The sequence below is a fragment of the Pseudomonas sp. W2I6 genome (assembly GCF_030815935.1).
Lineage (GTDB): Bacteria > Pseudomonadota > Gammaproteobacteria > Pseudomonadales > Pseudomonadaceae > Aquipseudomonas.
On sequence record NZ_JAUSXJ010000001.1, the window covers coordinates 3,263,082 to 3,276,929 of the forward strand.

Consider the following 13,848-nt stretch of genomic DNA (forward strand, 5'->3'; position numbering starts at 1 on the left):
GGAGTGCGGACAGCACTGGGTTGTTTTCAAGCCAAGTTTTTCAGGATTCAACCATGAAACATTTACCCCTTTTGGCGGGCCTGTTCGGCTGCCTGCCTGTCAGCACCTGGGCGACTGAGCTGGCACCGACCACCATTGATGGCGAGCAAACCGGTGATGCCGGCCTGGCCCTGGATCAGTCCAGTGGCATGGCCTCGCGCCTGGGGCTGAGCGTGCGGGAAACCCCGGCGTCCATCAGCATTGCCAACCGCAATGACATCGAGCGCCGAGGCGCCAAGACCTTCCAGGACGCGGCCAATACCCTGCCCGGGGTCAACGCCAGTGCGCCGCCGGGGTTTGGCGGTTTCATTTCCTATCGAGGGTTTACCAGCAGCCAGATTACCCAGATGTTCAATGGCGTCGCGGTGTCCGGCGGCCTGGCTCGCCCCGTGGATGCGTGGATTTATGACCGGGTCGAACTGGTGGGCGGGCCCTCCTCGCTGATCAACGGCGCCGGCTCCGTCGGTGGTTCGCTGAACTACGTGACCAAGCTGGCCACCCGTGAGGAACAGGCCGCCGAAGGTCAGCTCACCTATGGCAGCTACGACACTGCCGGAATGGCCTTCGGCCTGAACCACGCCCTGACCGAGCCGGGCGCCGAGGTCCAGCATTACGCGCGCCTGGACGTAAGCCGCAACACCAACCACACCTATATCGATCGCCAACAGCGCGATGCCTGGAGCGTGGCGTTTTCCCTGCTGAGTGATTTCACCCCGAACCTGTCCCACACCCTGGCCCTGGAATATCAGGACGAACACGAGGACAGCCCCTACTGGGGCACACCGGTGCTCAACCCGAAGTCGGGCGAGTTGAAGATCGACAAACACAACCGCTTCAACAACTACAACGTGGCCGACGGTCGTTATGAGCAACGCACGATCTGGGTGCGCTCGATCATCGACTACCGGATCAATGACAGCACCACGCTGAAAAATACCCTCTATCACCTCGACAGCCAGCGCGACTATCGCAACCTGGAAACCTACCAGTACAACGCTGATAACAGCGCAGTGAATCGCTCGACGGCCTATCAGGTACGGCACCAGGGTGAGCAGAACGGCAACCAGTTCGAGCTGCGCCATGACGACACGTTCTTCGGCTTGAGCACCACGTGGTCGGGCGGCTTCGAGTACAGGGTCAACAGCACCACCAACAATCCGTTGAATGTGGCAGGCAACAGTACGGTGGACCCGAACAACTATGATCCCGGGCATTTCTATGACATCCCGGGCACCAAGCCCGGTTTCGATCCGGACAAGACCAACGCCGTCACCACCAAGGCATTGTTCCTCGAGAACCGCCTGGGCCTGACTGACAAGCTGTCGTTGCTCACCGGCCTGCGCTACGACGCGATTGACCTGGAAGTCACCAACCACCGGGATATCACCGCCAGCAATCCGCGGCATGTCAAACGCAGTTGGGAGCCGGTGACCGGGCGGATTGGCCTGACGTATCAGTTCATCCCGCAAGCCAATGTCTACGTGCAATACAGCACCGCTGCCGAACAGCCGAGCAGCACCACCCAGGTGTTCGATGTGTCCACCGGCAAGCAATGGGAAGTGGGCAGCAAGTTCGATTACATGGACGGTCGCGGCTCCGCCACGGTGGCCGCCTACCGGATCGAGCGCAAGGACTTCGCCGTCACCGACCCGCAGGACCCGACCAACAGCATTCCGGTGGGCGCGCAGACGTCCAAGGGTATCGAGCTGGCCAGTTCGTTGCGGGTCACGCCCAAGCTATTGCTGGAGGGCAACTACGCCTGGGTCGATGCCGAATACGAGGACTTCAACGAGAAAACCGCCAGCGGTGCCGTGGTGTCGCGCAAGGGCAATACGCCGACCAATGTGCCCAGGCAGGTCGGCAATTTGTGGCTGACCTATGACTTTGCGGAGGATTGGCAAGGAGGTGTGGATGCGCGGTATGTGGCGTCGGTGTATGCCGATAACGCCAACACCCTGACGGTGCCGGCCTATACCTTGTTCGGGACGTTTTTGACTTACAAGGTCGATCAACACACCTCCGTGACGGGCCGGGTGCGCAACCTGACCAATGAGGTGTACGCCGAGTTTGCCCATGTGTCGCCGGCGTATTACCTGGGGTCGCCGAGGACGTTCGAGCTGGCGGTGCAGACGAAGTTCTAAAGCCCAGCAAGTTTCAAGGCAAGAATGAGGTCAGTGTGGGAGCGGGCTTGCTCGCGAAAGCGGTGAGTCAGTCAATACAAATGTTGGCTGAAAAACCGCTTTCGCGAGCAAGCCCGCTCGCACATTTTTGATCGCAATCGGGCTGTTATATCGGTGTTACTTCAGGCTGGCTTCGACCTTCTGCGCCACATCCTCAGTCAGCCACGCCTTCCAGACTTCCGGATGATCCTTGAGGAATGCCTGGGCGACTTCTCGCGGCTGGCTGTGCTTCTCGCTCATTTCGGCCAGCGCCTTGTTCAGCGGCTCGATCGGAAAGTCGACCTTGGCAAAGAACTCGGCGATCTGCGGATGCTCCTTCTGGAACGGCGTGGACACTCCGATGCTCAGCTTGGAGGCCAGGGAACGTGTAGGTTTCGGGTCAGGATTGTCTGCATCGGTCAGCGTTTTCCACGCCTCGGCATCAAATGGCGGCTCTTCCAGCTGGATCAGCTTGTAGCGCCCCATCAACGGTGTAGGCGACCAGTAGTAGAACAGAACCGGCTTGCCCCGGCGGATCGAGGAAGCAATCTCGGCATCCAGCGCAGCACCCGAACCACTGCGGAAATTCACATAGCTGTCGTCAAGCCCGTAGGCCTTGAGCTTTTGCTTGTTGACCACTTCCGAGGTCCAGCCAATCGGGCTGTTGAGGAAACGGCCCTTGCTCGGTGCTTCCGGGTCCTTGAACACGTCCTTGTAGCGCGCCAGATCCTTCACGCTGCGCAGGTCCGGCGCGAGGGGCTTGATGCCTTTGGCCGGGTCGCCCTTGACCACGTACTCCGGCACCCACCAGCCTTCAGTGGCGCCCTTGACGATATCCCCAAGGCCCACCACTTTGCCTTCGGCCTCGGCCTTGACCCACACCGGGCTGCGGCCGGCCCACTCTTCGCCGATCACCTGGATGTCGTTTTTCGCCAGGGCGGTTTCCAGGGTGATGGTGGTGCCGGGCAAGGTGTCGGTGGGCAAGTCATAGCCCTTTTCGACAATCACCCGCAGCACCTCGGTGATCAGGCTGCCGCTTTCCCAGTTCAGGTCGGCAAAATGAATCGGCGCCTGGGCCGCTGATACCGGCAGCGACGCCACCGACAGACTCAGGGTCGTCAGTGAGGCTGCCAACAGTGCTCGAATTCCTTTCATGCTTTGCACCTCATGCCTTACAGCAATCGCGAATGGCTTTGCTGTAACACCGCGAAGCCTCTGAATACTTAAGTCAACTCAACTGTAGTAGAGGTTCCGGGGAACATGGCAGGTTGCCGGTTTTTACGCAGGATTGTTCAGCCGCTGCAACTCGCGGCGCACCATGCTGGCGAATTCGGCGGGCTTGAGTTCATACAGTTGGCCGGCGACCCAGCTCAACCAGGCGCCCTGCAACTCGGCCTTGCGGGCAAACAATTGAGCCGCCGTGGCTTGGGCATCGAGCAGGTGCTGCTCGTGGAACTGTGCCCTACCCTGGCTCATTACTCGCTGGCCTTGAAGGTCACGAGTTCACCCTTGCGCCATTTGGCGGCCTTGCCGGTGACGGCCTTCAGGGTCTTGGTCAGGCCTTCTACCAATTGCTCATTGGCGGCAAACACCAGCATCACGCTGTGGCCTTCCTTGAACACGATGCCCTGGCCTTCGGCCGAGGACACAAAGGCGTATTCGCCCAGGCCATACACCGTCAACTTGATATCGCGAAACTTCAGTTCGAACTTGCCGCCTTCGCGGCTGGGCAATACAGCGGCCCGGAAATGATCACCGACCTTGAGTTCCAGGCGCGGCTTGTCGTCCACCACCAATGCCGCTTCGGTATCGATCTCGGCGATGTAGATACCTTCAGGTGTCTGCTCAGTGACGTAGACGAAACGGGATTGAAACTGCTTGACCAACTTTGCGCGCAAATCACCCAGCACGAATAACGCGTGCATATCCAGATTACTGACTGCCAAGGAAACGCCCCCACATCAAAAGGGTGCTGTCCGCCCAAGCGGGCAGCACAAAAAAACGGCCGGAAACGGCACGATCACACAACAAATCCACTGATAAAAACTGAAGAAGATCACGCTGCCAGGCCATGAGACTAGTACAGGCGTGCCCGACGCACCTTACGCAGGTCGCCAGGCGTTGCAGGAAATCACAGGTTTAACGACCAGAGAATACTGGCCGACCCACTTCAGACAATAACCCTTTAAAAAATGCAGTTTCCGACATCCAACACAGAAACTAATGCTTTGGATGGAACCGGACGCCGGACACTGACGACAATACTAAAACAGCAACACGGGTCAAAACCACTCGAAATACTGCAAGCGGGTACGCAATGTCGATCGACAGGAGCTGATTATGCAACGACCTCAACCGATTGCCACACCTTCGAACACAGGTTCATCTTTTATCGATGACGGGCAATTCTACTCCCTATACACCCACGACAGTTGCCTGCATTCGGCGCTCTATCGGGTAGTCCCCGCCGGGAGAAACTTTTTCCATATCCTTGAAGTGCCCAGTGGGCGGATCAAAGGTTTTCGCAGCGGCCATAGCCAGGCCTGCGAACTGGCCCGACAGCTGGAAGCCATCCTGCAAGCGCCACACGGCTGAGGCGCGGCTGGCGTTTCGTCATCTGGTTGACTTTACTGCGCCGCCAGCGCGTAACAACTGCCATACTGGTCCGTCCATTGAGATTTGTGCCCTTGCGGTTCAGGTTTCATCAGCGCAATTACCTCCAAGGGAAGGCTATACGTGACGGAATTTGATATTGGCGAATTTTTCATCCATGGCGAAGCCAGGGAAGTAGACGGTGAGTTCCAGGCCGTGATTGTGATGCGGGCCAAGGCTCCCCTGACCACCGTGACGACTCACCAGGTAGAAAAGGACCGCTGGTTCAAAACCGTGGACGCTGCCAACACGGCTGCCAAGGAAGCCGCAAAAGCCCTTAAGGCCGCCGTTGATTCCGGCGCGCTGACCTCCTGATTACCCGGCGCGACAATCCGATCGAACTCTGTCCCGCAACAACCCTCCCATGCATACGATGATCAGCCCGCATGGAGAACGATATGGAAGCGCAGACCTACACCCTCGAAGACCTGTTTGAACAACTTGGACTGGAATCGTCCCCCGAGGCGATTGACGCCTTTATCGGCAAACACACCCTGCCCAATGACGTAAAGCTGATTGACGCGGATTTCTGGTCACCGCAACAAGCCCAATTCCTTAAGGATGAACTGCGTGAAGACGCAGTCTGGGCGATCGCGGTCGACGAACTGAACCAGCGCCTGCACCAGCAACCCTGAGCCTTCAATGCAGGCTGTCTGACTGCTCCAGGTGCAACAGCGCCTCCCAGGCAGCCCTGCACTCTTCAGCCTCATCGCGACTGGCGAACGCCGTGCCGCGCTGCTCGCCATTGAGCAACACTACCCAACAGGCCTTTTGCCCCAGCGCACGCAGGGTGGGCGGTACGCCACTGCCAATCATCACAGCCACATCGACTTTGGTTTGCATGGAGCGCCTCCGGAAAATTAGTTAGCTGGCTAACAATGTTCGCCATGCTACGGTTTTCTTCCAGTTGGAAAAAGCTATCCCCGGAATAGCTCCCTTGCATTACCTGCAACAATCGCCCTCGTGGGTCAGCGGCCCTCAGGCCTGTAGCCCAGGCGCAAGCCACCCCAATGCCGGCCATTGACCGTGATCGGCACGGACAAGTCGTGCATCAACTCCCCGGTATCGCGGGTGTAGGTCTGCAGCAAGACCGCCTGCTGGTGGCTGCCGCAGCGGATTCCCGTGCGGTCTTCAAACTTGCGCTTGGTACGATTTTGTACCGCGTCCACTTGGGCATCGCCGGTCAACGCTTGGGAGAACACCTTGTTGTGGGTTGGCACATAACCCTGTGGCGTGCAGGCGATGGCGAATACCAGGCCCTCATGCCGGGGCAACAGGGCTTCCTGTATGGCCGGCAGCACCTGGTCGGTGTAGCCGTCAAAACGCGTGTGGTACTTGCTTGGCCGCGTGTTGGGAATGGCGGTATAGCTGCGGTCGAACAGGTCATCGAGGCTGATGCGGTTTTGCAGGACGTCGGCTTCAAACTGCGCGGCAATGCGGCTCGCGCCTTCGCGTGCCAGGTCATAGATGCGCTGGTGGTAGTCATCCAGGCCGACCTCGGCGAGGCGTTCACTGATGGTTTCGGCCTGGCCTTCCATTTGTACGGCGGCGGCAGCCAACTGTTGGGTCTGCTGGTCGCTGACGGTCAAATCGCTGCGCATCTGCTCCACCGCATGGAACAGGCTGTCGAGTTGGGCGCGGTTGGTGTCGGTGCCCTGAGCGATTTCATTGACCTGGCCTTCGACATCCGCTGCCAGGCTGGCGATGCTGTCCAGTTGCTCGCCGGCGTGCTCCACCTGCTCTACACCGGATTGCAGATCCGCCGACAATTGCCGGATCTGCTCCACCACCTGGGCGGTACGCTGCTGGATATCCGCCACCATCACCCCGACTTCATCGGTCGCCGTGGCGGTTCGCCCAGCCAGGCCACGCACCTCGTCGGCGACCACCGCAAACCCGCGACCATGCTCACCGGCCCGCGCGGCTTCAATCGCCGCGTTCAAGGCCAGCAGGTTAGTCTGGCTGGCGATCGACTGGATCACCAGGGTGACGCGCTGGATTTCTTCGCTGCGCTGGCTCAAGGCCTCGATCAATTGACGGCTGTCGTTGGCGCGCTGGCTGAGCTGGTGCATACGGGTGATGGATTGCGCCAGCACCTCGCGCCCTTCGGTACTGCGCTGATGGGCCTGGCTGGCCGCGCCGAGGGCCTGGCGGCTCAGTTGCGAGGTGACCTGCTCGGTGCCGATCATCACTTCGGCACTGCTGACGATCTGCTTCGCCGCGCCCAATTGAGATTGCAGCCTGGCCGCCAGTTGCTTGACCGAATAGGCCACGCCGGCAGCAGACAGCGCGTTATGGCTGGTGGTGTAGGACAGGTCGCGGGTCAGCTCGCCGATTGCATCGGTGGCTTCGGCCGGTGCGGCATTGTGGGTGCGATGTTTCAGGCGGGGCAGCCAGATCAGCAGCAGGGCCACCGGCAGGCACAGGTAAATCGAGAGTTGGGCGAACGCCAGGCCCAGCAGCAACAGCACCAGGGCGGTACTTTGCAGGAGCGGCGTCAACCAGCCGGGCAACTGTCGCGCCACCACGGGTGGTGACACTGCTGCGCCCATGAGAGATCCGTCTCCAGCCATGTTCGTTACCCCACTGCTTGTCGTTATTGTGACTGCATTAGACGCCACTATGTGGCCATTATCCATGGGCCTTTAGTGGGGGGCTTGCAGCAGATCAATAAACGGGGGGAAACGGCTGTTTTCTGCTGGGAACCGGGTAACCCGGCTCCAGCAGTTCACCGCATCAGGCTTGACGCTGGTGCTTGTCGATTTGCTCGTGGCGCTCTTGCGCTTCGATGCAGTACTTGGTGGTCGGGCTGATCAGCAGGCGCTTGAGGCCGATAGGCTCGCCGCTGTCATCGCACCAGCCGAAGGAGTCTTCCTTGATACGGCCCAGGGCCTGCTCAAGTTGCGGCAGCATGCGCTGGTCGCGGTCGATGGCGTTCACCAGCCAGGTGCGCTCTTCTTCGACAGAAGCAGCGTCGGCCGGGTCTGCCGGGGTGTCCAGGCTTTCAATGGCGATGCGGTTCTGCTCGATGCGCTCGTGGTGTTCCACTTTCATGTCCTGCAACAACTTCTCGAAAAAAGCGTGCTGCTCGGCATTCATGTAGTCATCCGCCGGCATGGCCAGCAACTTTTCCTTTGTCATTGATTTCTCTATAAAAAATACGTGCATTAAGGCGAATAAGGGAGCGTTCCGGCCGACCTCTGCAGGTCTCGGAAAGGCGCCGTCCATTTCAAGCGCCACCCGGCACTCAATTTACGAGGGGCGGCAGTCTAAGGCCGACTTGAGGGCTCAGCAACTGAAATGACAGGCATTTTTTCCAAGATAACCCGCAAAGGCACCAGGACGGGCTCGGCGAATGGTCATCGGAGTGCGTTTATAGCAAGAAATTCAGTGTTGTGGAGCTATATAGAAGACAAACGGTTAAATGTGGGAGCGGGCTTGCTCGCGAAGGCAGTGTGTCAGTCACAGAATGTTTAACTGATACACCGTCTTCGCGGGCAAGCCCGCTCCCACATTTTGACCGATGCGGCCTTGAGGACCGTGTCAGCGCTTGAGTTTGCGCTTGTTGCGATACTGGTCGATCACCACCGCCACCACGATGATCAGGCCCTTGATGATGTCCTGGATGTAGGCATCCACGCCGACGAAGGTAAACCCGCTGGCCATCACCCCGAGGATCAGCGCGCCGATCACGGTGCCGGTGATGCGCCCTACCCCGCCCGCCAGGCTGGTGCCGCCGATCACCGCGGCGGCAATCGCGTCCAGCTCATAGGACATGCCCATGCCAGCCTGCCCGGTGGCCGCCCGTGCCGATGCGACCACACCGGCCAGGCCTGCCAGCAGGCCGGCGATGCTGTAGACGATGATCAGGTGGCGCTTGACGTTGATGCCCGAGGTGCGCGCCGCCTGCATGTTGCCGCCGATGGCGTAGGTGTACTTGCCGTACTTGGTGTAGCGCAGGGCGATATGGAAGATCACCGCCACCACCAGGAAGATCACCACCGGCATCGCGCCGTGGCCGATGGCCGTGTAGGAGTCCGAGAGCATGCTCACCGGCTGGCCTTCGGTGTAGTAACGCGCCAGGCCACGGGCCGAGACCATCATGCCGAGGGTCGCAATAAACGGTGGAATCCCGGTGACCGCAATGATACTGCCGTTGATCGCCCCCGCCAGCAGCCCCACGCCCAGGCCCATCGCCACCGGTATCCACACCGGCAGGTCAGTCAATGACGGAAACACCGCACGGGAAAAGTCGGAAGTCTGCGCCAGGCTGGCGGCGATCATCGCCGACAACGCCAGCACCGAGCCCGAGGACAAATCGATACCGGTAGTGATGATCACCTGGGTCACGCCAATCGCCAGCAGGCCGATGATCGACACCTGCAGGATCATCAATACAAGGCGCTGGGAGTTCATCAGGAAGCTCTGGTCGCGCACGATCCAGCCGAACAACTCAAACACCAGGCCGATGCCAATCAGCACCAGCAGGATGCTCAGCTCGGTGGGCATGCGTCGACGGTGCTTGACCGGCGCCGCAGCGGGCTTCTTTTCCTCGGGTTTGCTTTCCAGTATCGCGTTCATAACCACTCACCTTTTTTATCGCGTTGCGCCGGCCACAACGGGCCGGCGCCGTCTGTTCGTTAGTGGACCGCCGTCATACCGGAAGCCAGTTGCATGACTTTTTCCTGGGTCGCATCCGCGCGGTCCAGGGTGCCCATCAGGTCGCCTTCGTGCATCACCATCACCCGGTCGCTCATGCCCAGCACCTCGGGCAGCTCCGAGGAAATCATGATCACCGCCATGCCTTCGCTGGCCAGGTAGGAAATCAGCCGGTAGATCTCGGCCTTGGCGCCCACGTCGATACCGCGAGTGGGTTCGTCGAGGATCAGCAGCCGTGGGTTGGTCATCAGCCAGCGGGCCAACAGGGCTTTTTGCTGGTTGCCACCGGACAAGGTGTCGATGCATTGCTCCAGCGACGGGGTTTTCACCCGCAGCTTGGTGCACATGTCTTCACACAAGGCACGCAGGGCTTTTTGCTGGATAAAGCCGTTGCCGGAGTAATGCGGCAGCACAGCCATCTCCATGTTTTCCAGTACCGACAGGCAGGGGAACAGGCCGCTGAGCTTGCGGTCTTCGGTCAGCAGCGCGAAGCCCTTCTCGATGGCCATGTGCGGGTCGGTGATGCGCACGGTCTTGCCGTCCAACTGGATCTCGCCGCCGGAGCTTGGGGTGATGCCGAAAATGGTTTCGGCCACATTGGTCCGCCCGGAGCCCATCAGCCCGGCGATACCGAGAATTTCCCCGGCATGCAGGTCGAACGACACGCCCTGGAATACCCCATCCAGCCGCAGGTCGCGCACCGACAGCAACAGATCGCCAATGGGCTTGTCGCGCACCGGGAACAGCTGGCTCAGCTCACGCCCCACCATCATCGAGATCAGGCTGTCGCTGTCCATGCTGTCGGCCCGCTGCAGGCCGATATAGGCGCCATCGCGGAACACCGCCACTTCATCGGCGATGGCGAATACTTCGTTCATTTTATGGGTGATGTAGATGATGCCTTTGCCCTGGGACTTGAGGTCGGCAATGATCGAAAACAGGTGGGCCACTTCCTTGTCGGTAATGGCGGAGGTCGGTTCATCCATGATCAGGATGTCGGAGTCATAGGACACCGCCTTGGCAATCTCGACCATCTGCCGCTCGGCAATGCTCAGGTTACCGACGTGTTCCTCCGGGTCGAGATTGATCCGCAGCCGCGCCAGCAGTTCGGCGGTGCAGCGGTGCATTTCCCGATGGTTGACCATGTGCAGGCCGTTGAGCTGTTCGCGGCCGATCCAGATGTTCTCGGCGATGCTCATGTGCGGCATCAGGTTGAGTTCCTGGTGGATCATCGCGATCCCGGCCTTCTGCGCCGCCAGCGGTGTTTCGAATTTGATCGGCTTGCCACGCAAGCGGATTTCACCGGCGTCGGGCTGATAGATGCCGGCGATGATCTTCATCAGTGTCGACTTGCCCGCACCGTTCTCGCCCATCAGCGCCAGCACCGAGCCGGGGCGCACCCGCAGCTGCACATCGGCCAGGGCCACGACGCCGGGAAAGCCTTTGCTGATGTTGGAGATCTCCAGCAGATAGGGTTCTTCCAGTACCAAGGGCTGGATACCGGGAGGCTGGGAAGCAGTCGCTTGAGCAAACATATCGGGTACTCCGTCAGCAGGGCCGCCGTGGCTGCCCTGCCGGTTTATTGTTGTTATTAAGGGCTACTTGAAGTCTTTGACGTTGTCCGGGGTGATCAGCTTGAACGGGATCACCACGTTCTGCTCGACCGGCTCGTGCCTGGCCATCTTGCGCGCCGCTTCCACCGAACCCACGGCCTGGCCATTGGCGTCCTGGAACGCCGACGCGGCCATGTCGCCCTTGGTAATCGCGTTCAAACCGTCCGGTGTGCCATCCACCCCGGCGATCAACACGGTGCCCGGCTTGGTGCCCGCCGACTTCAACGCCATGGACGCACCGATGGCCATCTCGTCGTTGTTGGCCAGCACCGCGTTGAATTCACGGCCTTGGGTCAGCCAGTCGTTGACCAGGGTCATGCCCTTGTCACGCAGCCAGATGCCGGTCTGTTCCTGCTCGATAGTGATGCCTGGGTATTTGGCCAGGACTTCCTTCACCCCCTTGGTGCGGTTGGTGGTGGAGTTGTTCGCCAGGTCACCCAGCAGGATCACGATCTTGCCCTTGCCGCCGAGCTTTTCGGCGATGTACTGCATTTGCAGGCGGCCCGCCTCGACATCATCGGAGGTCACCGCCACCACGCCCTTGGGTAATTCTTTCTGGTCGGGACGCCGGTTGACGAACACCAGCGGAATCCCCGCCTTGGTAGCTTCGGTGATAATGTTCTTGGTCGATGCGGTATCGACCGGATTGACGATGATGGCATCGACTTTCTGGCTGATAAAGCTCTCGACCTGGCTCAGTTGCTTGACCACGTCGGCGCGGGCGTCTTCGAACTGCAGCTGCACGCCGTCACCCTTGGGGTAGGACTTGGCTTGCTTGTCCATGTCTTCACGCAGGTAAGTCAGGAAGGTGTCATCGAACGCCGACATGCTCACGCCCATCTTGATATCGGCCGCCGTGGCGAAACCACTGGCGAGCATCATGGACAGGGCCAGCGCGGTAAAACGGATCGGGGTCTTCATGAACGGTCTGTCTCCAATTTCTTGTTGGTTTTGTGGACGTTGCGTTTTTCAGAGCGAAGCGGTCGGCAGTCGAACGATCGGCGCCCCCGGAATGCAGCACACCAGGGAACCCTTGCTTTCGACGCACAGGACATTCAGGAGGGAAAAGTAAAACGGCCGGGCGCGGGGCAGACCGCGTGGCTGGAGGGCAGGACGTAAAACTCGCAGTACAGCGTTGAAGATTTTCATCTGACGGTACCTGGTTGTTTTGATCTTGTTTTTGTCGAGTCGCCCGAATCGAGTCCGAACGTACTTTATGCAACCTGGAATGACTTTATTGGAAAATAATTTCCATATCAACCTGTTTTAGAATTTTATTCTATTTTTCATCCATGAGGCTCCATAGCCGCCATTTCCACTACCTGCTGGCGCTCTGAACTCAGGCGCGCGGCATCCAGTACGCGGGTGGTTGCCAGCGCATCCAGGACGTTCACCGGCAACTCGCCGTGGCCTTCCACCGCGCTTTGCAGCTGACTGTAGAACTGATTCCAACGGCCCTTTTCCGACGGCACCCGCTCACGATCCGGCCCCTGCTCGAACCAGCCCCAGCGTCGATGTTCTTCAGCGCCCCAGTGCTCGCCTTCGGTTTTCGGGGTCTTGCCGGCCAGCAGCGCCTCTTCCTGGCCGTCCAGCCCTTCGATGGTGTAGCAACCGGCCGTACCATTCACCCGAAACCGCGGGGCCTGGCTGTTTTGCAGGGCGCTGCCCCACAGGTGTGAAATCACCCCGTTGGCGTGGGTCAGCGATACAAAGAAGCCGTGGTCCACGCTCCGCTCATCGGCGGTGTAGTGCAACTGCGCGAACACCCGGTCCACCGGGCCGAACAGTTGCATGGCCTGGTCCACCAAGTGGCTGCCCAAGTCCCGCAGGAAGCCGCCGCCGCTGGCATTGCCCACCGAGCCCGGGTTGTAGCGCTCCACCCGGGATTCAAAGCGGGTGACGGAGCCCAGGGCTCCGGCGTCGATCAGCTTGCGCAGGGTCAGGAAGTCCGAATCCCAGCGCCGGTTCTGGTAGACGCTGAGCAGCACGCCCTGGCGCTCGGCGGCGGTGATCAAGGCCTGGGCCTGTTCGGCATTGCTGGCAAAGGGTTTGTCGCTGACCACCGCCACACCGTGTTCGATGGCCTCCAGCACCAGGGCCGGACGGCCCTTGAGGGTGGTGGAGATCACCAGCACGTCGACACCGGCCTCGGTGATCTGCCCGATACTGTCGAAGGCCTTCACACCGGGGTGATCCGTCGCCAGTTGCTGGCGACGTTCGGGTGACCGTGTCACCACGCCGACAAAGGTCGCCCCCGGCAGGCTGGCTATCAGGGGTGCATGAAATACACGGCCGCCTTTGCCGTATCCAACCAGTCCGATTCGCATGGGTCGATTCCTTGATCGTTCCCACGCTCTGCGTGGGAATGTAGCCCGTGACGCTCTGCGTCACATTAAGAGCGGACGCGGAGCGTCCAGCGAGACGTTCCCACGCAGAGCGTGGGAACGATCTATCTAAGAGCAAAGTTCGCGGGTCACCCGCTCCAGCATCATCCGGTTGGACTCATCCGGCCGGTGTTCCAGCTTGATGCCTTCGCCCTCAAACTCCGGCATCAGCTCATCCATGGAGCGCATGAACCGGTTTTCGCACACCAACGGGTTGTCGGACTGGCCGGTGAATTCGGCGGCCTTGTCGACCATTTGGCCGAGGGGCAGGTGGCGGTACATGTAGGGGTCTAATGCGATGCGCATGTCAGAAGCTCTCCCGAATCTGAGGGTGGAACCCGA

Annotated in this window: 15 protein-coding genes; 4 read left to right on the top strand and 11 right to left on the bottom strand. The window is 60.0% G+C overall.

Going from position 1 to position 13,848, the window contains the following annotated elements:
• Positions 1-53: 53 nt before the first annotated feature.
• The gene (locus QF039_RS15190) at positions 54-2,180 is read left to right on the top strand and encodes a TonB-dependent siderophore receptor (protein WP_307519221.1); all 2,127 of its coding nucleotides are present in this window, start codon (positions 54-56) and stop codon (positions 2,178-2,180) included.
• A 156-nt stretch (positions 2,181-2,336) separates the two neighbouring features.
• On the opposite strand, the gene QF039_RS15195 is transcribed toward QF039_RS15190, so the two are convergent.
• From QF039_RS15195 to QF039_RS15205, 3 genes are all read right to left on the bottom strand, one after another.
• Complete coding sequence (locus QF039_RS15195; RefSeq protein ID WP_008437166.1) at positions 2,337-3,353, bottom strand: ABC transporter substrate-binding protein; 1,017 nt, start codon at positions 3,351-3,353, stop codon at positions 2,337-2,339.
• Between the two features lie 123 nt (positions 3,354-3,476).
• On the bottom strand, positions 3,477-3,674 hold the full coding sequence (locus QF039_RS15200; RefSeq protein WP_008437165.1) for a hypothetical protein: 198 nt from the start codon (positions 3,672-3,674) through the stop codon (positions 3,477-3,479).
• Positions 3,674-4,123: a hypothetical protein gene (locus QF039_RS15205; protein WP_307519225.1), complete on the bottom strand. Its 450-nt coding sequence runs from the start codon at positions 4,121-4,123 to the stop codon at positions 3,674-3,676. Before QF039_RS15205 ends, QF039_RS15200 begins: the two co-directional genes overlap by 1 nt.
• Before the next feature lie 415 nt (positions 4,124-4,538).
• Here QF039_RS15205 and QF039_RS15210 point away from each other — a divergent pair, with 415 nt between their 5' ends.
• The 3 genes from QF039_RS15210 to QF039_RS15220 all read left to right on the top strand — a co-directional run bounded on the left by QF039_RS15210 (position 4,539) and on the right by QF039_RS15220 (position 5,485).
• Positions 4,539-4,793 carry a hypothetical protein gene (locus QF039_RS15210; protein WP_083853233.1) on the top strand — a complete coding sequence of 85 codons (255 nt, stop codon included), beginning with the start codon at positions 4,539-4,541 and terminating at the stop codon, positions 4,791-4,793.
• A gap of 141 nt (positions 4,794-4,934) precedes the next feature.
• Positions 4,935-5,165, top strand: a complete 231-nt coding sequence (locus tag QF039_RS15215; RefSeq protein ID WP_003214713.1) for a hypothetical protein — start codon at positions 4,935-4,937, stop codon at positions 5,163-5,165.
• A gap of 83 nt (positions 5,166-5,248) precedes the next feature.
• Positions 5,249-5,485, top strand: a complete 237-nt coding sequence (locus tag QF039_RS15220; protein ID WP_087694069.1) for a DUF2789 domain-containing protein — start codon at positions 5,249-5,251, stop codon at positions 5,483-5,485.
• A gap of 4 nt (positions 5,486-5,489) precedes the next feature.
• Here the strand turns inward: QF039_RS15220 and QF039_RS15225 are convergent, their stop codons facing one another.
• From QF039_RS15225 to QF039_RS15265, 8 genes are all read right to left on the bottom strand, one after another.
• Positions 5,490-5,693, bottom strand: a complete 204-nt coding sequence (locus QF039_RS15225) for a hypothetical protein (protein WP_003214710.1) — start codon at positions 5,691-5,693, stop codon at positions 5,490-5,492.
• Between the two features lie 125 nt (positions 5,694-5,818).
• Positions 5,819-7,489 (bottom strand): methyl-accepting chemotaxis protein, encoded by a 1,671-nt coding sequence (locus QF039_RS15230; RefSeq protein ID WP_371132903.1) that lies wholly within the window; start codon positions 7,487-7,489, stop codon positions 5,819-5,821.
• Positions 7,490-7,586: 97 nt separating this feature from the next.
• The gene (locus tag QF039_RS15235; protein WP_003214706.1) at positions 7,587-7,991 is read right to left on the bottom strand and encodes a TraR/DksA C4-type zinc finger protein; all 405 of its coding nucleotides are present in this window, start codon (positions 7,989-7,991) and stop codon (positions 7,587-7,589) included.
• 402 nt (positions 7,992-8,393) lie between these two features.
• The gene (locus QF039_RS15240) at positions 8,394-9,431 is read right to left on the bottom strand and encodes an ABC transporter permease (RefSeq protein ID WP_003214704.1); all 1,038 of its coding nucleotides are present in this window, start codon (positions 9,429-9,431) and stop codon (positions 8,394-8,396) included.
• A 59-nt stretch (positions 9,432-9,490) separates the two neighbouring features.
• Positions 9,491-11,044, bottom strand: coding sequence for a sugar ABC transporter ATP-binding protein (locus tag QF039_RS15245; RefSeq protein WP_307519233.1), 1,554 nt, complete (start codon positions 11,042-11,044; stop codon positions 9,491-9,493).
• A gap of 63 nt (positions 11,045-11,107) precedes the next feature.
• Positions 11,108-12,043 (bottom strand): sugar ABC transporter substrate-binding protein, encoded by a 936-nt coding sequence (locus QF039_RS15250; RefSeq protein WP_307519235.1) that lies wholly within the window; start codon positions 12,041-12,043, stop codon positions 11,108-11,110.
• Positions 12,044-12,408: 365 nt separating this feature from the next.
• Positions 12,409-13,449, bottom strand: coding sequence for a Gfo/Idh/MocA family oxidoreductase (locus tag QF039_RS15260; protein ID WP_102369291.1), 1,041 nt, complete (start codon positions 13,447-13,449; stop codon positions 12,409-12,411).
• Between the two features lie 126 nt (positions 13,450-13,575).
• Positions 13,576-13,812: a hypothetical protein gene (locus QF039_RS15265; protein WP_177047318.1), complete on the bottom strand. Its 237-nt coding sequence runs from the start codon at positions 13,810-13,812 to the stop codon at positions 13,576-13,578.
• Positions 13,813-13,848 lie beyond the last annotated feature (36 nt).

Bases quoted from the DNA above. Each gene is read 5' to 3' on its own strand.
- QF039_RS15190 (WP_307519221.1), top strand. From the start codon at position 54: ATGAAACATTTACCCCTTTTGGCGGGCCTGTTCGGCTGCCTGCCTGTC.
- QF039_RS15195 (WP_008437166.1), bottom strand. From the start codon at position 3,353: ATGAAAGGAATTCGAGCACTGTTGGCAGCCTCACTGACGACCCTGAGT.
- QF039_RS15200 (WP_008437165.1), bottom strand. From the start codon at position 3,674: ATGAGCCAGGGTAGGGCACAGTTCCACGAGCAGCACCTGCTCGATGCC.
- QF039_RS15205 (WP_307519225.1), bottom strand. From the start codon at position 4,123: ATGCACGCGTTATTCGTGCTGGGTGATTTGCGCGCAAAGTTGGTCAAG.
- QF039_RS15210 (WP_083853233.1), top strand. From the start codon at position 4,539: ATGCAACGACCTCAACCGATTGCCACACCTTCGAACACAGGTTCATCT.
- QF039_RS15220 (WP_087694069.1), top strand. From the start codon at position 5,249: ATGGAAGCGCAGACCTACACCCTCGAAGACCTGTTTGAACAACTTGGA.
- QF039_RS15225 (WP_003214710.1), bottom strand. From the start codon at position 5,693: ATGCAAACCAAAGTCGATGTGGCTGTGATGATTGGCAGTGGCGTACCG.
- QF039_RS15230 (WP_371132903.1), bottom strand. From the start codon at position 7,489: ATGGATAATGGCCACATAGTGGCGTCTAATGCAGTCACAATAACGACA.
- QF039_RS15235 (WP_003214706.1), bottom strand. From the start codon at position 7,991: ATGACAAAGGAAAAGTTGCTGGCCATGCCGGCGGATGACTACATGAAT.
- QF039_RS15240 (WP_003214704.1), bottom strand. From the start codon at position 9,431: ATGAACGCGATACTGGAAAGCAAACCCGAGGAAAAGAAGCCCGCTGCG.
- QF039_RS15245 (WP_307519233.1), bottom strand. From the start codon at position 11,044: ATGTTTGCTCAAGCGACTGCTTCCCAGCCTCCCGGTATCCAGCCCTTG.
- QF039_RS15250 (WP_307519235.1), bottom strand. From the start codon at position 12,043: ATGAAGACCCCGATCCGTTTTACCGCGCTGGCCCTGTCCATGATGCTC.
- QF039_RS15260 (WP_102369291.1), bottom strand. From the start codon at position 13,449: ATGCGAATCGGACTGGTTGGATACGGCAAAGGCGGCCGTGTATTTCAT.
- QF039_RS15265 (WP_177047318.1), bottom strand. From the start codon at position 13,812: ATGCGCATCGCATTAGACCCCTACATGTACCGCCACCTGCCCCTCGGC.